This window comes from Halosaccharopolyspora lacisalsi, assembly GCF_014137975.1.
GTDB classification, from domain to species: Bacteria; Actinomycetota; Actinomycetes; order Mycobacteriales; family Pseudonocardiaceae; genus Halosaccharopolyspora; species Halosaccharopolyspora lacisalsi.
Genome location: NZ_JACGWZ010000004.1, coordinates 198,218 through 219,213, shown reverse-complemented (window position 1 = coordinate 219,213; position 20,996 = coordinate 198,218). Strand labels below are relative to the sequence as shown.

The 20,996-nt window shown below is 68.5% G+C and carries 19 protein-coding genes, 4 tRNA genes and 1 pseudogene; 10 read left to right on the top strand and 14 right to left on the bottom strand.

The features are described from left to right. The 4 genes from FHX42_RS15165 to FHX42_RS15150 are packed head-to-tail and all read left to right on the top strand — an operon-like array spanning window position 1 to window position 4,623. The gene (locus FHX42_RS15165) at window positions 1–1,158 is read left to right on the top strand and encodes a mandelate racemase/muconate lactonizing enzyme family protein (RefSeq protein ID WP_182545041.1); all 1,158 of its coding nucleotides are present in this window, start codon (window positions 1–3) and stop codon (window positions 1,156–1,158) included. Continuing rightward, window positions 1,155–2,168 carry a zinc-dependent alcohol dehydrogenase gene (locus FHX42_RS15160; RefSeq protein WP_182545040.1) on the top strand — a complete coding sequence of 338 codons (1,014 nt, stop codon included), beginning with the start codon at window positions 1,155–1,157 and terminating at the stop codon, window positions 2,166–2,168. Before FHX42_RS15165 ends, FHX42_RS15160 begins: the two co-directional genes overlap by 4 nt. Window positions 2,169–2,206: 38 nt before the next feature. Then, entirely contained in the window at window positions 2,207–3,706 is a 1,500-nt protein-coding gene (locus tag FHX42_RS15155; protein ID WP_182545039.1) for an aldehyde dehydrogenase (NADP(+)), read from the top strand. Beyond that, complete coding sequence (locus FHX42_RS15150) at window positions 3,703–4,623, top strand: SMP-30/gluconolactonase/LRE family protein (protein ID WP_182545038.1); 921 nt, start codon at window positions 3,703–3,705, stop codon at window positions 4,621–4,623. The genes FHX42_RS15155 and FHX42_RS15150 overlap by 4 nt, the downstream gene beginning before the upstream one ends. A 466-nt stretch (window positions 4,624–5,089) precedes the next feature. On the opposite strand, the gene FHX42_RS15145 is transcribed toward FHX42_RS15150, so the two are convergent. The 4 genes from FHX42_RS15145 to FHX42_RS15130 form a co-directional block, all read right to left on the bottom strand. After that, window positions 5,090–5,164 (bottom strand) — tRNA-Val (locus FHX42_RS15145). Window position 5,165: 1 nt separating this feature from the next. Beyond that, window positions 5,166–5,237: transfer RNA gene (locus FHX42_RS15140), tRNA-Cys, on the bottom strand. A 43-nt stretch (window positions 5,238–5,280) separates the two neighbouring features. Beyond that, window positions 5,281–5,352, bottom strand: a tRNA-Gly gene (locus FHX42_RS15135). A 141-nt stretch (window positions 5,353–5,493) separates the two neighbouring features. Then, complete coding sequence (locus FHX42_RS15130) at window positions 5,494–5,919, bottom strand: SsgA family sporulation/cell division regulator (RefSeq protein ID WP_182545301.1); 426 nt, start codon at window positions 5,917–5,919, stop codon at window positions 5,494–5,496. A 925-nt stretch (window positions 5,920–6,844) separates the two neighbouring features. Between FHX42_RS15130 and FHX42_RS15125 the strand changes: the two genes are divergently transcribed. Continuing rightward, on the top strand, window positions 6,845–7,234 hold the full coding sequence (locus FHX42_RS15125) for a TIGR02611 family protein (protein ID WP_182545037.1): 390 nt from the start codon (window positions 6,845–6,847) through the stop codon (window positions 7,232–7,234). Between the two features lie 46 nt (window positions 7,235–7,280). Continuing rightward, window positions 7,281–7,352: transfer RNA gene (locus FHX42_RS15120), tRNA-Val, on the top strand. A 58-nt stretch (window positions 7,353–7,410) separates the two neighbouring features. On the opposite strand, the gene pepE is transcribed toward FHX42_RS15120, so the two are convergent. From pepE to FHX42_RS15105, 3 genes are all read right to left on the bottom strand, one after another. After that, the gene (gene pepE / locus FHX42_RS15115) at window positions 7,411–8,133 is read right to left on the bottom strand and encodes a dipeptidase PepE (RefSeq protein ID WP_182545036.1); all 723 of its coding nucleotides are present in this window, start codon (window positions 8,131–8,133) and stop codon (window positions 7,411–7,413) included. Between the two features lie 121 nt (window positions 8,134–8,254). Next, entirely contained in the window at window positions 8,255–9,001 is a 747-nt protein-coding gene (locus FHX42_RS15110; RefSeq protein ID WP_182545035.1) for a hypothetical protein, read from the bottom strand. 213 nt (window positions 9,002–9,214) lie between these two features. Next, window positions 9,215–9,601 (bottom strand): phage holin family protein, encoded by a 387-nt coding sequence (locus FHX42_RS15105; RefSeq protein ID WP_182545034.1) that lies wholly within the window; start codon window positions 9,599–9,601, stop codon window positions 9,215–9,217. 212 nt (window positions 9,602–9,813) lie between these two features. Between FHX42_RS15105 and FHX42_RS15100 the strand changes: the two genes are divergently transcribed. After that, window positions 9,814–10,866: an LLM class F420-dependent oxidoreductase gene (locus tag FHX42_RS15100; protein ID WP_182545033.1), complete on the top strand. Its 1,053-nt coding sequence runs from the start codon at window positions 9,814–9,816 to the stop codon at window positions 10,864–10,866. Window position 10,867: 1 nt separating this feature from the next. Here the strand turns inward: FHX42_RS15100 and FHX42_RS15095 are convergent, their stop codons facing one another. Next, window positions 10,868–11,830, bottom strand: coding sequence for a D-2-hydroxyacid dehydrogenase family protein (locus tag FHX42_RS15095; protein WP_182545032.1), 963 nt, complete (start codon window positions 11,828–11,830; stop codon window positions 10,868–10,870). Window positions 11,831–11,926: 96 nt separating this feature from the next. Between FHX42_RS15095 and FHX42_RS15090 the strand changes: the two genes are divergently transcribed. Together FHX42_RS15090 and FHX42_RS15085 are read left to right on the top strand one after the other, a co-directional pair. Continuing rightward, window positions 11,927–12,718 (top strand): cupin domain-containing protein, encoded by a 792-nt coding sequence (locus FHX42_RS15090; RefSeq protein WP_182545031.1) that lies wholly within the window; start codon window positions 11,927–11,929, stop codon window positions 12,716–12,718. 630 nt (window positions 12,719–13,348) lie between these two features. Then, a complete protein-coding gene (locus FHX42_RS15085; RefSeq protein WP_182545030.1) occupies window positions 13,349–13,660 on the top strand; it encodes a hypothetical protein in 312 nt (103 codons plus the stop codon). A gap of 14 nt (window positions 13,661–13,674) precedes the next feature. Here the strand turns inward: FHX42_RS15085 and FHX42_RS15080 are convergent, their stop codons facing one another. From FHX42_RS15080 to FHX42_RS15060, 5 genes are all read right to left on the bottom strand, one after another. Then, a complete protein-coding gene (locus tag FHX42_RS15080; RefSeq protein WP_182545029.1) occupies window positions 13,675–14,757 on the bottom strand; it encodes a Gfo/Idh/MocA family oxidoreductase in 1,083 nt (360 codons plus the stop codon). A 219-nt stretch (window positions 14,758–14,976) separates the two neighbouring features. Beyond that, entirely contained in the window at window positions 14,977–15,696 is a 720-nt protein-coding gene (locus FHX42_RS15075; RefSeq protein WP_182545028.1) for a response regulator, read from the bottom strand. Window positions 15,697–15,708: 12 nt separating this feature from the next. Continuing rightward, window positions 15,709–16,938, bottom strand: a complete 1,230-nt coding sequence (locus tag FHX42_RS15070; protein ID WP_182545027.1) for a sensor histidine kinase — start codon at window positions 16,936–16,938, stop codon at window positions 15,709–15,711. Between the two features lie 119 nt (window positions 16,939–17,057). Next, window positions 17,058–17,681, bottom strand: coding sequence for an MBL fold metallo-hydrolase (locus tag FHX42_RS15065; RefSeq protein WP_182545026.1), 624 nt, complete (start codon window positions 17,679–17,681; stop codon window positions 17,058–17,060). Beyond that, complete coding sequence (locus tag FHX42_RS15060) at window positions 17,681–18,766, bottom strand: S-(hydroxymethyl)mycothiol dehydrogenase (RefSeq protein ID WP_182545025.1); 1,086 nt, start codon at window positions 18,764–18,766, stop codon at window positions 17,681–17,683. The genes FHX42_RS15065 and FHX42_RS15060 overlap by 1 nt, the downstream gene beginning before the upstream one ends. Before the next feature lie 142 nt (window positions 18,767–18,908). On the opposite strand from FHX42_RS15060, the pseudogene FHX42_RS15055 reads away from it, so the two are divergent. Then, a pseudogene (locus FHX42_RS15055) lies at window positions 18,909–19,754 on the top strand (SAM-dependent methyltransferase); the annotation flags it as partial. A 57-nt stretch (window positions 19,755–19,811) separates the two neighbouring features. Here the strand turns inward: FHX42_RS15055 and FHX42_RS15050 are convergent. Further along, complete coding sequence (locus FHX42_RS15050) at window positions 19,812–20,984, bottom strand: MFS transporter (RefSeq protein WP_182545024.1); 1,173 nt, start codon at window positions 20,982–20,984, stop codon at window positions 19,812–19,814. Between the last annotated feature and the right edge of the window lie 12 nt (window positions 20,985–20,996).

Here is a 20,996-nt window from a genome sequence, read left to right as displayed (position 1 = left end):
ATGAAGATCACTCACCTGGAGACCTTCGTCGTCGGCACCCCGTGGCGAGACCTGACCTACGTCCGGGTGCACACCGACGAAGGCCTGGTCGGCGTCGGTGAGACCAGGATGCTGAGTCACACCCAGGCGCTGCTCGGGTACCTCGCCGAGGCCGGTCCGAACCACGTCCGCGGCACCGACCCCTTCGACGTCGAGTCGCTGGTGTGGCGCATGAAGTACGGCGACTACGGGCGTGCCGGAGAGGTCGTGATGTCCGGCATCGCCTGCGTGGAAACGGCCTGCTGGGACATCATCGGCAAAGCGCTCGGCCAGCCCGTGTGGCGCCTGCTCGGCGGACGGGTCAACGACCGGATCAAGGCCTACGCCAACGGCTGGTACACCGTCGAACGCACCGCGGAGGAGTTCCGCACGGCGGCACGCGCGGTCGTCGAACGCGGATACCGGGCACTGAAGTTCGACCCGTTCGGACCGGGCCGGTGGGAACTCGAACCCGCCGAGTTCCGCCGCTCGGTCGAGCTGGTCGAAGCGGTGCGCGACGCCGTCGGACCGGACATCGAGATCCTCGTGGAGATGCACGGCCGGTTCGCCCCGGCCGAGGCCGTGCGGATCGCCGGCGCGCTGCGTCCCTTCGCCCCGAGCTGGATCGAGGAGCCCGTTCCACCCGAGAACTTCGAGGCGCTGGCCAAGGTGACGCAACAGGTCGACGCCCCCGTGGCCACCGGTGAGCGCGTCCACGACCGCAACGAGTGCCGCGAGCTGTTCACCCAGCAGGCCGTCGATGTCCTCCAACCCGACATCGGGCACTTCGGCGGGATCTCGGAGGTCCGCAAGGTCGCCGCCACCGCCGAGACGCACTACGTGCTCGTGGCCCCGCACAACGTCGGTGGCCCCGTGCTGACCGCGGCCAACCTTCACCTGGCCGCGGTCACGCCCAACTTCAAGATCCAGGAACACTTCAACGACTTCGCCGACGAGCACATCAAGCAGGCGGCTCCGGGGCTGCCGGAGGTCGTCGACGGCCACTTCGAGCTGCCGACGGTACCCGGTCTGGGCGTGGAGCTCGATCTGGACTTCGTCCGGGAGCACCCCTCCCGCGGAGCTCGGTTCGACCTCTACGCCGAGGACTGGCAGTTCCGCGGCACCAAGGAGGCGCAGTGAACACCGCACGTGCGGTCCGCATCGACGCGCCCGGACAGCTGCGCGTCACGCCTCGTGATCCGACCCCACCCGGCCCGGGAGAGGCCCTGGTCCGGGTGGCCTACAGCGGGATCTGCGGTTCCGACCGCGAGGTCTTCGCCGGTCACCGCCCCGAGGGCTTCGTGCGGTATCCGGTGGTGCCCGGTCACGAGTGGTCGGGCACCGTGGCCGAAACCGGGGCCGATGTGGACTCCGGCCTGGTCGGTCGTCCCGTGGTCGGGGAGGGCTTCCGGACCTGCCTGGTGTGTCCGTCCTGTCGGGCCGGTGAGACCAACCTGTGCACGGCCGAGTACGACGAGACCGGCTTCACCCGCGCCGGCGCGTGGGCGGACCATCTGACGCTGCCCGCCCGCCTGCTGCACGTGTTGCCCGCCGATTCGGACCTGCGGGCGGCGGCGAGCCTCGAGCCCGCCGCGTGCGCGGCAGCGGCGTGCCTCAAGGCCGGCGTGCTGCCGGGCGAGAGCGTGGCCGTGGTCGGAGGCGGCAGTCTCGGTCTGCTCGCGACCCAGCTGCTGGCGGCGGCCTCTCCGGCCGAACTGCTCGTGGTGGATCCGCATCGTCAACGCGCCGAAGCAGCCGCCGCGAACGGGGCCACCGCGCTGAGAACGCCCGAGGAGGCGACGGTACCGGGACGCTTCGACGTCGTCGTCGAAGCGGCGGGCAGCTCCGGTACCGCCGATCTCGCCACGAGGCTGGTCCGCCCCGGCGGCCGCGTCGTCCTGACGGGACTGGCCTCGGAGGAACGGCAACCACCCTCGCCGGCCCACCTGGTGCTTTCCCAGATCACGGTGCACACGGTGTTCGGAGCACCGCCACGTGCCTGGACGCACGCGGTTCGCGCGTTCGCGTCGGGAGCTCTTGACCCCTCGCGGATCATCACTCATGAGCTGGCTCTCGACGACGCGGAACGAGCCCTGGGGCTACTCGCCGAGGCCGACCCGGCCACCATCAAGATCCTGCTGCGCCCCTGACGGGGCGGAACCGATTCGACAAGGAGAAACACGAACGGATGACCACCGAGACTGTCACCGGAGAAGCGGAACTGGCCGCGACCCTCGACGCCGCCGAGCGGGCGAGCCGGCCGCTGGCTCGACTCCGCCCCGCACAACGCGCGGGGATCCTGCGCGGTATCGCCCAAGCACTGGATGCCGCCGGTGACGAGCTGATCCCGCTGGCCGAGCGGGAATCCCACCTGCCGCGGGCGAGGCTGACCGGCGAACTCACCCGCACCACCTTCCAGCTGCGCCTGTTCGCCGACGTCCTCGACGAGGGCACCTTCCTCAACGCCACCATCGATCTGCCCGACGCGAGCTGGCCGACGGGAGCTCGCCCCGACATGAGGCGGACGGTGTTGCCGCTGGGGCCGGTGGTGGTGTTCGCGGCCAGCAACTTCCCGTTCGCGTTCAGCGTCGCCGGCGGTGACACCGCCTCCGCACTGGCCGCGGGCTGCCCGGTCGTGCTCAAGACCCATCCCGGCCACCCGGAACTGTCCAGGCGGACCGGCGAGATCATCGACGAGGCGTTGCGCGAGACCGATGCTCCGGCGGGAACGTTCGCTCTCATCAGCGGCGACGAAGCCGGCCGCACGGCGGTCCAGGACCACCGAGTACGCGCGGGGGCGTTCACCGGATCCGCCACCGCGGGCCGTGCCCTGTTCGACCTGGCGAACTCGCGGCCGGACCCCATTCCCTTCCACTCCGAGATGGGCAGCGTGAACCCCGCCTTCGTCACCCCGCGGGCGGCGGCGCAGCGTCCCGACGACATCGCCGACGGCTACCTCGGCTCGTTCACCCTCGGTACCGGCCAGTTCTGCACGAAGCCGGGAGTGCTGTTCGTGCCCTCCGAGTCCACCGCGCGGTTCGAGCAACGCCTGGCGAGCTCCCTGGAGGAGCACGCGGGTGGGGCCATGCTGAACTCCCGCATCCAGCGGGGTTTCCAGGAGTCGCTCACGACGCTGACCGACCACCCCGCGATCCGCGTGATCACTCCGGCTCGCCCCACCGAGCAGGGATCGACGCCGAGCCTGCTGGCCACGAGCGCCGCGGAACTCCTCCGGCACCACGATCAGCTGCTGACCGAGTGCTTCGGCCCGACCTCGATCCTCGTCTCCTACTCCGACGAGGAGGAGCTGGCGGCCGCGGCCGAGCTGTTCCAGGGCGAACTCACCGCCACGGTGCAGGGGACCGCCGAGGAGGAGATCGTGTCCCGGCTCGCCACCCTGCTCCAGCACCGGGTGGGCAGGCTGGTCTACAACGGGTGGCCGACCGGGGTCAGCGTCAGCCACGCCATGCAGCACGGCGGCCCGTACCCGGCCACCACCGGATCCGGGCACACCTCCGTCGGCACGGCCGCCATCGATCGCTTCCTGCGCCCCGTCTCCTACCAGAACGCACCCGCCGAGATCCTGCCGGAGGAGCTGCTCGACGAGAATCCGCTGGGCGTCGCACGGCGCGTCAACGGCGTCCTCGACACGACCGGAGGAGCCCTCACCCCGCCGGAAACGCCGTGAGCACCGCCGAACAGGTGACCGAACCGTGCGCCCACCACGGTGAGGGCCCGGTCTGGGTGGACCGGTGGCCGGGCCTGCGCTGGGTGGACATGCTCGCCGGGGACGTGCTCACCCTCGACGAGCGAAGTGGGTCCGTCCACCGCCGCCACGTCGGCTCCGTTGTCGCGGCTCTGCGACCCTGCCGTGACAACGGGGCCGTCCTGGCCCTCGAACGAGGGTTCGCGTTGACCGACGACGACCTCGCCGGGGTTCGCCCGCTCCCCGAACTGTGGCCGGACTCCGGACTCCGGATGAACGAGGGCGGCTGCGATCCGGACGGACGGTTCTACTGCGGTTCTATGGCCTACGCCGAAACACCGGGCGCGGGCGGCCTGTACCGGTTGAACCCCGACCACACGGTCTCGAGCGTGCTCACCGGAGTCACCATCTCCAACGGGCTCGCCTGGAGCCCGGACGGCACCACGGCCTACTACGTGGACACGCCGACCCGCACCGTCGACGCCTTCGACTACGTCGACGGACAGCTGAGCCGGCGTCGCACGCTCGTGGAGATCGAAAGCGACGCGGGGGCGCCCGACGGCCTGACCGTCGACGCCGAGGGGCACCTGTGGGTGGCGTTGTGGGGCGGAGGCGCCGTACGGCGCTATACGCCTCGGGGAGAACTCGACGAGGTCGTGACCGTGCCCGTACCCCGAGTCACGGCCTGCACCCTGGGCGGCCCCCGGCTCGACGAGCTCTACATCACCACCTCCAGGGTGGCCACCGACACGACTCGGCATCCGCGAGCCGGGGCCCTGTTCCGCATCGGCCTTCCGGTTCCCGGGCTCCCGCCGTTGCCTTACGCGCCGACCCGCGAGAGTGAGCGGACGCCCGGATCGTCCCAGGGCACGACCGGGCCGAGCGGTTCGTCGGAATGAATCACCCGCGGCGACCGGAGGACGAGCGATCGTCCCCCGGCCCCGTCGACGACGCTGCTAACCGTTCGTGACCTCCGGGGCGGCGATCACGCCGCGCTGCCCGAGTACCCGGCGCATCGACTCGCACGCCGCCGAGACACCGAGCGATCGATCGCCGGGAGCGGCCGAAACGGACCTGGCGCACCGCGTCGGCCGAGTTCTGGAACAGCGGCTCAGCCGCCGGCCACGGGCACCCACCCCGACCACGCGAGCACGGAGGAGGGACTCGCCGTGGCCGTGGAGTCACTGGCCGGCCTGGTCCGGTGCGTGGCCGCTACCGTGCCCTCCGACGGGTGAGCTCCCGGCTCCGCGACTTCATACTCCGCCGCTGTTACTGAAAGTCGACGACCATGCGCGGAGCAGCGTCGTGCGACACGAAAGCGGGGCCCGGCAGATGATTCCTCATCCATCGGACCCCGCTCACTCGTGGTGCGCGATGCTGGGTTTGAACCAGCGACCTCTACGGTGTCAACGTAGCGCTCTCCCGCTGAGCTAATCGCGCGAGGCGGAGGCGGGAATCGAACCCGCGTACAGGGCTTTGCAGGCCCTTGCCTAAGCCACTCGGCCACTCCGCCGGACGGCGGTACAGCCCGGAACCGGACTGCCCACCACTCCCAGAGCGGACGACGGGATTCGAACCCGCGACCCTCAGCTTGGCAAGCTGATGCGCTACCGCTGCGCCACGTCCGCCTGCACGCGAATACCGGTTTTCGATCGTGCGAAACCCGATCACCGCGTTGCACGGACTACTCTAGAACACATCGACAGCAGCCCTCGAACCGGGGTCAGCGTCCCGGCGTCGAGGCCATCATCGAGCCGGCCGTCGCCCGGTCAGGACAGGTCGTGCGGCAGCAACCTGCTCAGCGCGTCGTCGACGTCGACCCACAGGTTCTCGTTGCCGGGCACGACCACGTCGTAGGTGCGGTCCAGGAAGTCGGCCAGCTCCTGGGCCGAAGCTTCGAACACGGCGTGTCCCGACGGGGAGCTGAGCTCGACGACCACCACTTCGGGATCGTTAACGGCGGGACGGATGGCCACGTCGCCCTCACCCGCGTGCGCGATCAACCCGTCCGCGAGTAGGTCCCGAGCGAAGACCCATTCGACCCATCCGGCACGCCCGGTGCGAAAGGCGGCAACCACGGCGTAGGGGTCCCGAGTGTCGTAGCGCAGCTCCACCTGCACGGGCACGGCGGGGGTCTGTGGCGCCAAGAGATCGAACACAGCCGTCGAACGGAGAGTCACGTGATCGTTACGCATCATCCTTGCCTTTCTTCTTCCTCCCGGTCCGGTGAATTGACCGAGCAACACAGTTGTGACGGTTACGCCGGGTCGTTCGCTCGCAACTCACGGATAAACCACCCATTCGGGGGAAAACTAATTCACTGGGCAACCGAAAAGCTGCGGAGTGTGTTCGCCAACACCGGATGTGCAGGTCGCCTCGCCCTTGACCTGGCTCCACTCGACCCACAGCCAGCACCCGCCTAGAGCCGCACCGTCACCGCCGGTACGCGCCGGTTCTCAGCTACACGAAGACACGAACCCGTTTCAACACCCGACGATCATCGACGGACCGCGGCCGCGTTCACGGACACGGATACCACATTCGACCACTATCGCAGGGCGCACCACCAGGATAAGGGATTCACGGCGTCATCTCGCCTCGGCAGCAGCCCATCCTGAGATTTCGGTCACAGTTGTTCACCAGGTCGGGGGAACGGGCGCGGCCGGATGCCGACCGACCACGCCTGAGCGGATATCCACCGCTGAGACCACCGTCACAGTGTGACCTGCCTCGAACCCCCCAGGGGGCGCCGCCTCCGCCCCGGAAGATGAGTCTCATCACATTTCGAATGCCCTTCGGTGGGTAGCCGCCGGCCCGACACCACCGGAAAGCGGGTACCACCCGAACGGCCGACGAGGCGCCCGAGAGACCCGTATCCTCGACGAAGTGGGGCGGCGAGACTCACACCGCGACCTTCACCGCGATTTCGCCGGTGCCGGTACCGGTGCCAGTATCAGCCACCACCGTCGGCAGCGCTGCCCACTCATCCGAAAAACACTTCAGGTAGTCGGCAGGTGAACCCTGAGTAGCAACCCCAACCCGGGACCCCGCCAGCCCGGGCAGGAAACCACTCGGCGAGGCGGCACACCGGGAAACCGGCGACAGGCCTGGCGCGAGAAATTGCACACGCGCCGCGAAGCGATCCGCTCACGACCGACGTTGAACACCACCTACCGGGTGGCGCTCGGCGGTTTCGGCGGTCTCGTCCTGATCGCGGGGCTGACGATGGTCCCCTACCCCGGCCCCGGATGGTTGATCGTCTTCGCCGGCCTGGGCCTCCTCGCCACCGAGTTCGCCTGGGCGCACCGCGTGAACACCTTCGCCAAGCACCACTACCACCGCTGGATGCGGTGGATCGCTCGGCAGCATCCGGTGGTCAAGTTGGCCGTGATGACGGCAACGTGCGCGATCGTGCTGGTGACGCTCTGGCTCATGGGAGCGTTTTCCCTGGTAGGCGGATGGCTCGGACTGCGATGGGGATGGCTGCGGTCCCCCCTGCTCATCGGTTGAGGCGCGATCGTGTAGTGTTTCTCCTGTCGCCACGGAGAGCGGCGAGGGGCGATTAGCTCAGCGGAAGAGCGCTTCGTTCACACCGAAGAGGTCGCTGGTTCGAGCCCAGCATCGCCCACCGACGAAGGGCCGGGCAGGATGTTTCCTGCCCGGCCCCTCTCATGTGCTCGTCGGGGTCAGTCGACGTCGTAACGCGCCTCGGTCTTCAGCAACCGCGACAGGTCCCTGCCGACGGGTACCTCGGTCGGATCGGCGCCGCGGGTGAACAGCCGTGCGCCTTCGGTGCCTCCGAGCTCGGCTCGCTCCCCCGACACGCGCAACCAGGCGCCGTCTCTCATCCCCAGCACCGGCACCGAATTGTCCTCGAGGAACTCGGTGATCCGCTGCTGTCTCGTCTCCCCCATCCGGGTACTGGTGGGCTCGGGGTCCTGGTAGTGCGGATTGATCTGGAAGGGAACCAGTCCGAGCGCGTCGAAGGACGACGGCTGCACGATCGGCATGTCATTGCTCGTCCGCAGCGACGGACAAGCGACGTTGGTTCCGGCGCTGGCCCCCATGTACGGCGTTCCGGCTCCCACGACCTTCCTGATCGCGGTGACCAGTCCCTGCCGGTGCAGCGCGGACAGCAGCCGGAAGGTGTTGCCGCCACCGACGAACACGGCGTCGGCCTCGTGCACCGCGGCCACGGGATCGGCACTCCGGTGCACGCCCTCCACCTGAACGCCCAACGGGCTCAGGGCGGAATGCACGGCCGCCGTGTAGCCGTCGTGATCGCGCCGAGCGTAGGGGACGAAAAGCAGCCGTTCCCGCCCCGCGAGTAAACCGGTCACCGCACCGAGCGCGTGACCGAGTAGACGACCGGCGTACTTGGTCGAACTGGACAGCAACAACAGTTCCACGAGGTCTCCTTCGATACCGTCCTTGGTCACTCCCCGTCGGGAAGTGGCGGACACGGTACCGTCTTGACCCCGCAAGAGGACCCCGTGAAAGCCCGCTCCGGTGACGAAACGGACACCCCGGCTACTCGTAGAGCACGTAGCTCGGCTCCGGACGCAGTCCGAGTACCTCCTCGGGGCTCATCAGCCGCCCACCGCCGCTCGTGTCCTCCTCGTAGAACAACTTGAACCCGGCCGCCACGTAGGGCGGCTTGGTGCTCGTGAGTTGCTTCCAGGTGTCGGTCTTCAGTGCCGGTGAGCCGATACCGTCCACCGACTTGATCAGTGCCAGTCCCGGGTGCGGGGTCAGCAGCTGCTCGTCGCGGACGATTCCCGGCGCCAGCTGGTGGTAGACGAGCGGCTTCTGCGGCAGGTTGTGCTCGCGCACCAGTCCCGCCGCGTAGTCGGCTACCGCCTCCAGCTCCTGTCCGCTCGTACTCCCGAACGTCTGGCCGGGCACCTGGCTCGGACCGACAGCCCACTCCGGATCCAGGGCGAGCCCGACGTCCGGCTCGGTCAGCCACTTCCGGTAGTACCGCACCTCCTCCAGGAAGTCCGCGCGTCCCGGCTGGATGCCCAGCAACAGCACGCCACCGGCACGCCGTGCCGCGGCGAGATACCGACGGACCACTTCGTCGCCGGCACGACTGCGGTACTTCCCGTCCGGGCCCGGAGCCGACGTGGCCCGCGTGGCGAGCAATTCGAAGGTCGGCAGTACCGGACGGTCGGAGGCGTAGGCCCTCGCCTGCTCGCTCAGTCGCTGGGCGGCCCGATCCAGGTTTCCGGTCAGCGGTCCCAGCGCCGTCGTGCCCGGTGCACCGGAAAAACCCACGAGTCTGCGGTCGGGCAGGATCCTCCTGCCCCCGCCGGGGAGCTGCGGTGAGGGTGCGGGGCGGGGATCGGCGACGCTGGGAGCGGGCGGAGCCGGTGGTCTCGGACGGTCGACGGCGCCCGGACTGCAGGCGGCCGAAAACAGCACGAGCAGTGCTGGAAGCAAGCCTCGGAGACGGTGACTCAACCATTCCTCCCGCGAACGCCGTGGTGCTCAGTCCCGCTCGGTCGAGCGGGTACGATCCACGATTCCGTGCAGCACACCGCTGACGATCGTGACGATGATCGCTCCCCAGAAGGCGGCCCAGAACCCGGAGACCTGGAAGGCCAGGTCCAACCGCTCGGCCAGCCAGCCGGTCAGCCAGAACAGCAGTGCGTTGACCACGAGGCCGAACAGTCCCAGAGTCAGCACGTAGAACAGGCACCCCAGCGTCTTGGCGATCGGCTTGAGCACGGCGTTGACGAGGCCGAAGACGACGGCGACGACGACGAGCGTGGCGATCTGCGTTCCTGTGGTCTCGCTCGTCAAACTGATCCCGGGGAGGGCGGTGGTGGCCCAGACCGCTACCGCGGTGATCAGTATGTGCACCAACAGTGCCAAGATGCGCGACCTTCCTGCCGACGACGGACCCCGCTCACGTTACTTTCCCGAGATCGGATCGGCATCCTCTCCACCCCGGGGGAGTCACTTCCCACATCGCGATCACCGCGGGGGACTGCCGAACGACCGTACTCGGCGGTAACCTCTGGTCCCCGGCACCGGGTCACCTCGTGACGGGCGACCGCCGGGCAGCTTCGACGGAGAGGACGAGCATGCGCATCGGAATGCCGCTGAACTACAGCGGGGGGTTCAAGGAGACGGTCGACGAACTGGCCACCCACGAGAAGGCCGGGCTGGACATCGTCTACGTGCCGGAGGCGTACTCCTTCGACGCGGTCAGCCAGATGGGGTTCATCGCAGCGCGCACCGAGCGCCTGGAAATCGCTTCCGGCATCCTCCAGATCTACACCAGGACCCCGACCTCCACCGCGATGACAGCCGCCGGCCTCGACTACGTCTCCGACGGCCGCTTCACCCTGGGGATCGGTGCCTCCGGGCCACAAGTGATCGAAGGGTTCCACGGTGTGCCCTACCACGCCCCGCTGGGCCGGACCCGCGAGATCGTCGACATCTGCCGCAAGGCCTGGCGCCGGGAGAAGCTCACCCACGAGGGCAAGCACTTCCAGATCCCGCTGCCCGAGGACCAGGGCACCGGCCTCGGCAAGCCGCTGAAGCTGATCAATCACCCGGTCCGCGAGCGGATCCCGATCATGATCGCGGCGATCGGCCCGAAAAACGTCGCGATGACCGCGGAGATCGCCGAGGCATGGGAACCGATCTTCTACGTGCCGGAGAAGGCCCACGAGGTCTGGGGCGAGTCACTGGCCGAGGGCAGGGCCAAGCGGGACGAGTCGTTGCCCGAGCTGGAAACCGTCGTCCAGGTTCCGCTGGCCATCGGTGACGACATCGACGCCGAGAGCCTGCTGGACGCGATGCGCCCGATGCTGGCGCTCTACATCGGCGGTATGGGCTCCAAGCAGCGCAACTTCTACAACAACCTGGCCCGGCGTTACGGCTACGAGGAGGAGGCGGCCACGATCCAGGACCTCTACCTGGACGGCAAGAAGGACGAAGCCGCCGCCCAGGTTCCCAGGGACCTGCTGGTCAAGACCGCCCTGATCGGCTCGGAGGGCCACGTTCGCGAGCGTCTGGCCGCGTTGAAGGAGTCCGGCGTGGGCACGCTCAACGTCACCCCGTTGGCGAGCAGCCCCGGCGAGCGCACCCGGCTCATCGAACGAATCCGGCACCTCGTGGACGAGACCTGACTCAATTGAGCACGCGGACGGGGGCTCCTGCCAGGTGCGCCAGGATGTCCTCGACGGTTTCGGTGTAGAAGGTCTCGTAGGTCGGGGCCGTGACGTATCCGATGTGCGGGGTGAGCACGGTCCGGGGCACGCTTCGCCACGGGTCGTCGGCGGGCAACGGCTCGCGCTCGAACACGTCGATTCCGGCCCCGGCGATACGTCCCCGCCACAGCGCGTCCCGCAGCGCGGCCTCGTCGACGATCGGACCCCGCGAAGTGTTGACCAGGTAAGCGTCCCGGCTCATCAGTCCGATCTCCTCGGCACCGACGAGGCCGCGCGTCCGGTCGCTGAGCCGCACATGGATGCTGATCACATCGGCGGTGGCGAACAGCTCCCGTTTGCCGACCGCTTTCACTCCCGCGGCCTCGGCGGTCTCGGCGGTGAGGTGCTGGCTCCAGGCGATCGTGTCCATGCCGAAGGCCCGGCCCAGGTTCGCGACCTGGGTACCGAGCCTCCCGAGTCCGACGAGGCCGAGGGTGCGGCCGCTCAGCCCCATCCCGATCGTGTGCTGCCAGCCGCCCTCGCGAATCCTGCGGTCCTCGGCCGGGACGGCACGGGTGAGGGCCAGGATCAGCCCCCAGGTCAGTTCCGTCGTCGCCGCCGGGGAGGAACTGCTGTTACCCGTTCCCGAGACGGTGATGCCGAGCCGGCCGGCTGCCTCCATGTCGATGGACGCGTTGCTCATGCCCGTGGTCACCAGCAGTTTCAGCTTGGGCAGCGCTTCCAGCACGCGGCGCGGAAACGGGGTGCGCTCGCGCATCGCCGCGACGACCTCGAACGGTTCCAGTCTGCGCACGAGTTCGCTCTCGTCGGCGATGTGCTCGTCGAAGGCAGTGATCTCGGCATCGGCCGGCAGCGCGGACCAGTCCGCGTACTCACGCGCGACGTGTTGGTAATCGTCGAGTACCGCGATCCGAACGGACATCGGGCCTCCTCGTCTCCTCGGCGCCGCTTTCGGAAGCGACTTCCTGGTGGGGCGATCCTATGCAGCCGGCGAAACGAGGTGCGCGAGACTGTCCCGGTGAACACATCGCCCCTGTTTCACCTGCTGCCGCTGAGCACCTACCGGGCCGCCCCGGACGCCCCGATCGGGTCACCGACGCTGGAGAGCGAAGGGTTCGTGCACCTGTCTCCCGACCTGGAGACCACGCTGGCCGTGGCCAACACGATCCACCGCGACCGCGAGGGCCCCATGGTCGCCGTGGAAATCGACGCGGCGAAGCTGTCCGCCGCGGTGCACTGGGAACCACCCGCTCCGACCCCTCCGGAAGGTGTCTCGGCGGAAACGCTGTTTCCACACCTGTACGGACCGATCGACCGTCGCGCTGTGGCCGGCGTGTACTACGCACGCCGCGATGTCGCGGGACGCTATCTCGATCTGGAGCAGCGTGGCGACACGGCCGAGGAACTCGATCTGCTTCCCCACCCCGAGGGAGGCTGGTATCGCCGCACGTGGTGCAGCGAGGTCGCCGTGTCCCACCCCGACAAGCAGCAGGACCGTCCGTCCGCGACGGCGATCCACTTCCTGCTACCGGCGGGGCGCAGTTCCGCCTGGCACACCGTGGCCTCCGACGAGCTGTGGCTGTGGCATCGGGGCGGGCCGGTGACGCTCACCTACGGCGGTGACGGTCCACAACCGCACGAACAACCCGTTCACGTCACCGTGGGACCGGACCTGGAAGCCGGGCAGCTCCCGCAGGCGGTGGTTCCGGCGGGAACCTGGCAGGCGGCCACGGCCGAGGCCTCCGAGGAAGCACTCGTGAGCTGCGTGGTCTCCCCCGGCTTCGACTTCGCCGACTTCCGAACCGAGTAACCGTGCCGTCCCGCGCCACCACTGTTCGCCCGTGCCCCCTCCCGGGGGCGGGGTTCCTAAGTGGGCGCTCCCCTCGGCAGCTCGGCGCTCGGTCCCTTCCGGCCACCACGCCGCCGAACGGAGGTTCGGCGGCGATCACCGATCATTCGACTTTCCAGCCAGCACAGCAGCAACGACGACCCCAGGATCGTACCGAGACCAATCGGTGCTACCAGCGCGAACACGACGAGTGTATTCACAAGCTCCACCCCCGAACGGTTCTGGCCAGGCGGCCCGCATCCGACCCTGCGAGTTCCCGCCTGCCCGAAAGCCGAGCACGACCTCGTCGGGTTGCTCGGTCCGTGCGTGTCAGCCTAAGCCCGGCCGAACCGTGAACGCCGGATTCAGCCCGCCACTAGCCACGATTGGGGGACACCACTTCCGCGACAGCCCCAGATGAAGACACCCGTAGTAACCAAATACTTCCCCAAGCGGGCGAGCAGACCGTACTTGGTACTACCATCGACCAGCAGCACCAAGGCCGGAGGCCGGTGTCGGTCGCCGGTCACGGTGTCACCGGCCCCACGGGCAACCGTGCGAAGCACGCGAGCGTGCGCCAGCCGTTCGTAGCCCGGAAGGAGGTGTCGTACCGTGCGTGGCTACACCGCCCACCTGATCTTTCACATACTGGCTGCCGCCATCGGTGGCGCGTGCGGACTGACCGCCGCGCTGTGGCGGTTCGACACGGTACCCACGGCCGCGACGATGTTCTTCGGCGCTTTGCTGCTCGGTGCGATACTGCTGGCTCTGCAGGCGCTCTACATCCGTGTCGCCCGGCCACGCGACACGTCCGGGGCCACGCCGTCCACACGGCGCCCGCGTCCCGGCCCCGGGGGAACCCATCGTCCCGGGACCGGAACTCGCCCGGAACCGTCCACCAGACCTCAGCCGGACCGGTGGTGATCCCCGCGCGGGGTCTACCGAGGAGTCGCCGTCTCCGGTGCCAACGTCACGACAGCGGCCTCCGCGGAGGACTTCCGCGCCGCCTCGATGATCTCCAACCCCGTGACGACCTCGGTGGGATCCACGGGCGGAGCCGTACCGTCGCGCAGTGCCCGTGCGAGAGCTTCGTAGAAGGCGGGATAACAACCGTTCTCCGTGGGAATCGCACGATCGTGCTCGCCGTCGCCCAGGCGTCCCCACTGCTGCTCCGATTCGACTCCCCAACCGGATTCGCCGGGCCTCCTGCCTGAGCGGAGAGCGGCTTCCTGGGGGTCGAATCCGTGCTTGGTGTAGGCGGCCCGGTTGCCCAGCACCCGAAAGCGCGGTCCGCTCTGAGCCGCGAGCTTGCTCATCCACAGGTGGGAGCGAACACCGTTGAGGTGAGTCAGCGCCAGGAACGAGTCGTCGTCGACCTCGACACCGGGCCTGCGCTCGTCGAGTTCGGCGTACACCGAACGGACCGGGCCGAACAGCCGCAGCGCCTGGTCGACGAGGTGGCTGCCCAGGTCGTAGAGCACTCCTCCCCCTTCGCCCGGTGCGCCCCGGTCGCGCCAGGTGTCCTTGGGAGTGGGTACCCATCGCTGGAACCGCGACTCGAAGCGGTGGACATCCCCCAGTCGTCCCTCGTCGAGGAGCCGGCTCACGGTGAGTACGTCGTTGTCCCAACGGCGGTTCTGGAACACCGACAACAGCAACCCGCGCCGCCGGGCCTGTTCGATCAGAGCACGGCCTCGCTCGGCCGTGGGAGTCAGCGGCTTGTCCACCACGACCGGCAGCCCCGCTTCCAGCGCCGCCGAGGCGAGTGCGTCGTGCGTACTGTTGGGAGTGGCGACCACGACGAGATCCAGCTCCCCCGCACGCTCGAACAGCTTCGCCGAATCCGTCTCGACGAGCACCCCGGGATGGTCCTCGAGGGCTTGTTGTCGCCGTTGCGGGTTCGCGGTCACGATCGTGTTCAGCCGCAGTCCCCGCGCCGCGGCGATCAGGGGCGCGTGGAAGACGGCACCCGCCGGGCCGTAGCCGATCAGACCCACCCGAAAATCCGTCGAGGAACTCATACGAGCATTACACCAGCCCGCGAGCCGGGCTCGTCCCGCCCCGGTCGGGGGGCGAACGGAGCGAGACGAACTGCTCGCCCGGGTGAACCTCAAGGGAATACGCGCGGTTGCCTGCGGACCACCTTCGAGTGAGACGACGCGAATCTAGGCCCGCACGACTTTCGCGAACACCCACGAAGGTGGAGTGCCGACGCCCACTTACGACGGAGGCGGAAGGGATCACGCCGATTCGGAGCGTGCCGCCCGAGTACCGACCGCCTCGACGGCCGCATTGTCCTGTCCGGGACAGACGAGTCCGGTCTCGTAAGCGGTGATCACGAGCTGGGTCCGCGAACTCAGGTGCAGCTTCTGCATCACGTGGTACAGGTGCGATTTCACCGTCAGCTCGGCCAGGCCGAGAGTCCGGGCGATGTCGGCGTTGGAGCCACCACGCGCCACCTCCAGCAGCACGTCGCGTTCCCGGTCCGTCAGCGCCGCCAGTTCGCTGGCGCAGTCCCGCGTTCCCAGGGCCGCGAAGCGGCGCAGGAGCCTGCGGGTCACGCTCGGCGCCAGCAGCGCTTCTCCCGACGCCACCGTGCGCACGGCCTTGACCAGTTCTTCCGGTGGTGCGTCCTTGAGCAGGAAGCCGCTGGCCCCGGCACGCAGGGCGGCGTAGACGTACTCGTCGTGATCGTGGACGGTCAGCATGATCACCGATGTCCGTCCACCGGTCTCGGTGATGATCTCGCGCGCGGCGGCTATTCCGTCCGTGCCCGGCATCCGTACGTCCATCAGCACCACGTCGGGACGACGGCGCCGCACCGCGGCCACCGCGGCCTGGCCATCGGCCACCTCGGCCAACACGCGCAGATCCGGCTCCGCGGACAGCAACGCCACCAGACCACCACGGATCATCGCCTGATCGTCCGCGACGAGCACGCTACTGACGGGATCGACCATCGCCGGACCTCCTCAGTTCGCACCAGGGTCCGAAGTTTCCGGGAACGGTAGCACGGCTGACAAGTGAAAACCTTTCGCAACAGGATGCGCCGTCAGCGTCCCCCCGAGCAAACCGACCCGCTCACGCAGTCCGATCAGACCGTGTCCGGTGGAGTGGGAGTCGTGCTCCTCCGCGGTTCCCCGCTGCGTCCCCGCCGCACCGCACGGATCGGTGACGTGGTTGGTGACCTCGATCCGCACCGTGGTGCTGCCGTATTCCAGCAGAACGCGCGCATTCCCGGAAGCGGCGTGTTTGAGCACGTTCGTCACGGCTTCCTGCACGATGCGGTAAGCCGTCATCCCCACCGCGGCACCGAGATCACGGGGCACGCCACGACGATCGATCCGCCACACCACACCGGTGCCCCGCACCGACTCGATCAGTTCGTCCACCTGGTGCAGTCCCGGAGCCGATCGGCTGTCCGTGTCGGTCGGATCGGGTGCGGAGTCCGCTCGCACGGTCTCGGCGGGCTCCCGCAGCACGCCCAGCAAATGCCGCATCTCGTCCAGCGCCGTGCGCGAAGTCCGTTCCAGCTCCCCCAGCGTCTGCCGCGCGTGTTCCGGGTCCCGGTCCACCAGGGAACGCGCCACGCCCGTTCGCAACGCGACCACGGAGAGGTTGTGCGAGACGATGTCGTGGAACTCGCGGGCGATCCGCGACCGCTCCACCGTCGCGGCCTCCGTGGCCAACTGATCACGCGTGCGGTCCAGCAGGGCGATCGTCTGCGTCAACTGGTCGGCCTGACGGTGCTTCATCCGCATCGCACGCCCCCAGCCCACGACCATGACGAGGTTGACCACCGAGCCCACGATCTCGAAGACGGCCTCGCCCACTTCCATCGCCGGCACCCGCAGCGCGGGCCACAGCATCGCCAGCGCTGCGGCGCCCACGGCACCGGCCAACCCCGTGCGCAGGCAGACGGAGTAGACCGCCACCAGGATGGCGAGGTTCAGCAGCCCGACAGGAACGGTCAACCAGGTGAAGCCGATCGTCACCGCCAGCAGCACCACCAGCCCGCTCCAGGGCAGGTACCGCCTGACGAGCAGGGTGGCTGTCGCGGGGACGCTGAGCAGCAACGGCCACCACCACAGCGTGCCGGGTGCGTGCGGCCCGAGAACGAGGACCAGCAGGTGTGAGCCGGCGAAGGCCGACACCAGCCCCAGATCGATCAGGAAGGCTCGGGAAACAGCCGTGTTCGACACGGCGTGCAGTATGCGTGTCTCCCCACGCGGGCCGCACCCATCATCCGAATTGACCGGCCGTACGTCACATCGCGGGACCGCGAACGATCAGCGAACGCGGATCGCGACGTCGACCGTGCTTACTCGCTCCCAGTGCCGATGAGCACCGCTTTCTCGGCGGCGATGGTGGTGTCGGGGCCGTGCCCGGGGTGAACCACCGTCTGCTCGGGCAGGCTGAACAACCGCTGCCTGATGGAGTCCACGATCACGGAGTAGTCCGAGTAGGAGCGTCCGGTCGCACCGGGGCCACCGGCGAACAGGGTGTCTCCGGTGAACACCACGCCGAGATCCGTCGCGTGCAGGCACACCGCTCCGGGTGCGTGTCCCGGTGTGTGCAGCACCTGCAGGCCGGTTCCGGCCACGCCGATCACCTGATGGTCGGCGAGCTCGCGGTCGGGTGCCGTGTCGGGGTGGGTCATGCGCCACAGCACCAGGTCGTCGGGATGCAGGAAGATCGGCGCACCGACGGCTTCGGCCAGCTCCGGCGCCACCCGAACGTGATCGTCGTGAGCATGTGTGGCCAGGATGGCCAGCACCTGGCGGTCACCGACCAGGCGTCGGATCTCGGCCGCGTCGTGGGGAGCGTCGATGACGACGCACTCCCGGTCGTCGCCGAGGATCCAGACGTTGTTGTCCACCTCGTGGGTTTGCCCGTCCAGCGAGAAGGTTCCCGAGGTCGTCGTGTGATCGATACGCGCGGCCATCACAGCATCACCACCGAACGCAGCACATCGCCGTGATGCATCTTGTCGAAGGCGCTTTCCACCTCGTCCAACGAGATCTCCTCGGTGACGAACTTCTCCAGCGGCAGGCGACCCTGCTGGTAGAGCTCCACCAACATCGGAAAGTCGCGGCTGGGCAAGCAGTCACCGTACCAACTCGACTTCAGCGCACCGCCCCGGGCGAAGACGTCCAACAGCGGCAGTTCGAGCCGCATATCCGGCGTGGGCACCCCCACCAGCACCACGGTCCCGGCGAGATCACGAGCGTAGAAGGCCTGTTCGTAAGTCTCGGGACGACCGACGGCCTCGACGACCAGATCCGCACCGTTGCCGTCGGTGAGCTCGCGAATTCCCTCGATGGTGTCGGTCTCGGCGGCGTTGATGGTGTGCGTGGCGCCGAACTGCCGAGCCCACTCCAGCTTCCTCGGATCGGTGTCCACGGCGATGACCCGCCGAGCACCGACCATCGCGGCACCGGCGATGGAACCGTCGCCCACTCCGCCACATCCGATGACCGCCACCGTGTCGTTCAGTCCGGCGGCACCCGTGTTGACCGCGGCGCCGATCCCGGCCATGACCCCGCATCCCAGCAGACCGACCACGGCGGGCCTGGCCGACGAGTCCACTTTGGTGCACTGTCCGGAGTGCACCAAAGTCTTCTCGACGAACGCTCCGATGCCCAGCGCCGGCGACAGTTCGGTGCCATCGGTCAATGTCATCGGTTGAGCCGCGTTGTGCGTGTCGAAGCAGTACTGCGGCTCGCCGCGCTTGCACGCCCTGCAAACACCACAGACCGCGCGCCAGTTCAACACCACGAAGTCGCCCGCCCGAAGGTCGTCGACCCCCGCACCCACCTGCTCGACCACACCGGCCGCCTCGTGCCCGAGCAGGAACGGAAAGTCGTCACTCACCCCGCCCTCGCGATAGTGCAGGTCGGTGTGGCACACACCGCACGCCTGCACGCGCACCAGAGCTTCGCCCGGTCCCGGATCGGGAACCCTGACGGTGGTCACTTCGACCGGCTCACCTTTGCCCGCTGCCACGATCCCGCGAACATCCGTGCTCATGAACACCTCCTTCGATGATTGATCCGCCTCGGATCATGTAGTCGACAGCGGGTCGACGCAACCGAGCGACATAGCCCGAACAGTGATGTGAATCACTCTCGTGATCCGTGAGGGTCGCACACTGTGTCATCGTCTTATCACGATGCGTTCTTACCGTGATGCATCGATGGCGAGCCGCGAAGGAACGAAAGAGGCGGAGTACGGCATGGCCAAGCGGAAACGGCTATCCGCGCGCGAACTGGATCTCGAATCACCGTGCGCCGCTCGTATCTACGACGCGTTCCTCGGTGGTAACCACAACTTCGGCGTCGAGCGACGTTTCGTCGAGCGGGCCGAGGAAGCGCTTCCCGGAATCACCGAAAGCTACCGGGAGAACCGGGCGTTCCTGCGACGTACGGTCGAGTACCTGATCAGTCGAGGTATCCGGCAGTTCCTCGACATCGGGTCCGGGACTCCGACCATCGGCCACGTCCACGACATCGCCGAGCGCCGAACCAACGACTTCCGAGTGCTCTACGTGGACAACGAACCGCTGACGGTGATGCACAGCAGCCGGTTGCTGACCGAGGAGCCACGCGCCGAGATCGTGCTGGCCGACCTGCGGGAGCCGGACTCCGTGCTGCGCGCTGCCGCGGAACAGCTCGACCTGGACCGACCGATCGCCCTGCTGTTCTCGGCGGTACTGCACCACATCCCCGACGAGGACGACCCGCTGTCCCTGGTGGACACGTATCAGCAGGCACTGGCCCCCGACAGCCACGTGGTGATCTCCCACGTCACGGCCAGCATGTCCCCGGAACACATGCACGTCCTCGACGAGCTCTACGCCGAGAGCGCGGACCCGCTCTTCCCTCGCGGCAGCGACCGGATCGACGCGCTGTTCGGTGACTTCGAGCTTCTCCTGCCGGGCACGGGAGCACTGACCCGATGGCGGCCGGACCCGGAATCGACCACGACGGCACCGCGTTACCCGATCCTGCACGGAGGACTCGCCCACAAGAAGCACCCCAAGGTGTGGAGAACCCTCTCCGCACACTCGCTCGGATCACTCGCGGGCAAGCAACAGCAGCAGACTGGCCAGCACGGCCACGACCCCGGCCCCCAGCCAAGCGAGCTGTATACCGGCGTACTGGGCCAGCAGTCCGAAAAGCAGCGGGCCGGCACTGCCACCGATGTAGACCCCCGTCTGGGAGATCGACGTGGCGCTGGCGACCCGGCCCGGATGCAACCGGGCGACGGCGAAGTTGAGCAGCCCCGGCCACGCCCATCCGGAGCCGAACCCGACCATCGCCCCGACCACGAACGGGATCGGCACGTCCAGCGCCATCATGGCGTATCCGAATGAGCCGACCAGCAGCATCACCGTGATCATCAGCAACGGGTCCGGGCCTTTCCGGTCGGCCGCGACACCCACGAGCACCCGGACGACCACCCCGACGGCCGAACCCGACGACAACACCAGTCCGGCAGCGGCGGGTCCGAATCCGACTTGGACCGCCGTGGTGGTCACGAAAGTCCCGAGCGCGTTGGCCGCCGCCGAACCCAGTCCACCGGCCACCGCGATCAACAGCAGTGCCCGCAGTCCCGACCGCGTCCCCGAGTCACCGGAGTCCGCCGCGGCGCGACTTTCGAGCCGAGGCAACCGCGGCACCGACAGAGCAGAGGCCACTCCGAACGGAACGGCCGCGCAGAACGCCCAGCGCCACCCGATCGTCAACGCCACCGCCGGTACCGCCAATCCCGACAGCAGAATGGCGGTGGGGATCGCCGCCTGCTTCACCCCGAAGGCCGTGCCCCGCCTGTTCTCCGGGATCCGCTCGGCGATCAGCAGGTTCGAAGCGGGCTGAGCCAGGGCGTTGGGCATCCCCGCGGCCCAGAGCACGGTGATCAGCCAGGTGGGATGCCGCGCGGCCGCCAGACCGAGCAGGCACAGCGAACTTCCCGCCACGGCGACCCGCATGGCTCGAGTGGCCCCGAGGCGCTCCGCCACCCATCCCATCCCCCGCGAGGACAGGGCCGCCACCGCGAAGAAACCGGCCGTTCCGAGCCCGAGCACGATCGCGCCGAATCCCCACTCGGCCTGCAACTGAACACCGAGACCGCCGAGCAGGAACACGGGCAGGACGCCCACGGTGACCACGGCCGCCACCGACACCAGCACCCGGGCGCTACCCACCTGACCGCGCTGCTCACGGTCGGCCGAAGTCACCGCCGACATGCCCCTCCTCTC

Bases quoted from the DNA above. Each gene is read 5' to 3' on its own strand.
- FHX42_RS15155 (WP_182545039.1), top strand. From the start codon at position 2,207: ATGACCACCGAGACTGTCACCGGAGAAGCGGAACTGGCCGCGACCCTC.
- FHX42_RS15095 (WP_182545032.1), bottom strand. From the start codon at position 11,830: ATGTCCGTTCGGATCGCGGTACTCGACGATTACCAACACGTCGCGCGT.
- FHX42_RS15165 (WP_182545041.1), top strand. From the start codon at position 1: ATGAAGATCACTCACCTGGAGACCTTCGTCGTCGGCACCCCGTGGCGA.
- FHX42_RS15080 (WP_182545029.1), bottom strand. From the start codon at position 14,757: ATGAGTTCCTCGACGGATTTTCGGGTGGGTCTGATCGGCTACGGCCCG.
- FHX42_RS15075 (WP_182545028.1), bottom strand. From the start codon at position 15,696: ATGGTCGATCCCGTCAGTAGCGTGCTCGTCGCGGACGATCAGGCGATG.
- FHX42_RS15050 (WP_182545024.1), bottom strand. From the start codon at position 20,984: ATGTCGGCGGTGACTTCGGCCGACCGTGAGCAGCGCGGTCAGGTGGGT.
- FHX42_RS15130 (WP_182545301.1), bottom strand. From the start codon at position 5,919: ATGCGTAACGATCACGTGACTCTCCGTTCGACGGCTGTGTTCGATCTC.
- FHX42_RS15065 (WP_182545026.1), bottom strand. From the start codon at position 17,681: ATGGCCGCGCGTATCGATCACACGACGACCTCGGGAACCTTCTCGCTG.
- FHX42_RS15100 (WP_182545033.1), top strand. From the start codon at position 9,814: ATGCGCATCGGAATGCCGCTGAACTACAGCGGGGGGTTCAAGGAGACG.
- FHX42_RS15060 (WP_182545025.1), bottom strand. From the start codon at position 18,766: ATGAGCACGGATGTTCGCGGGATCGTGGCAGCGGGCAAAGGTGAGCCG.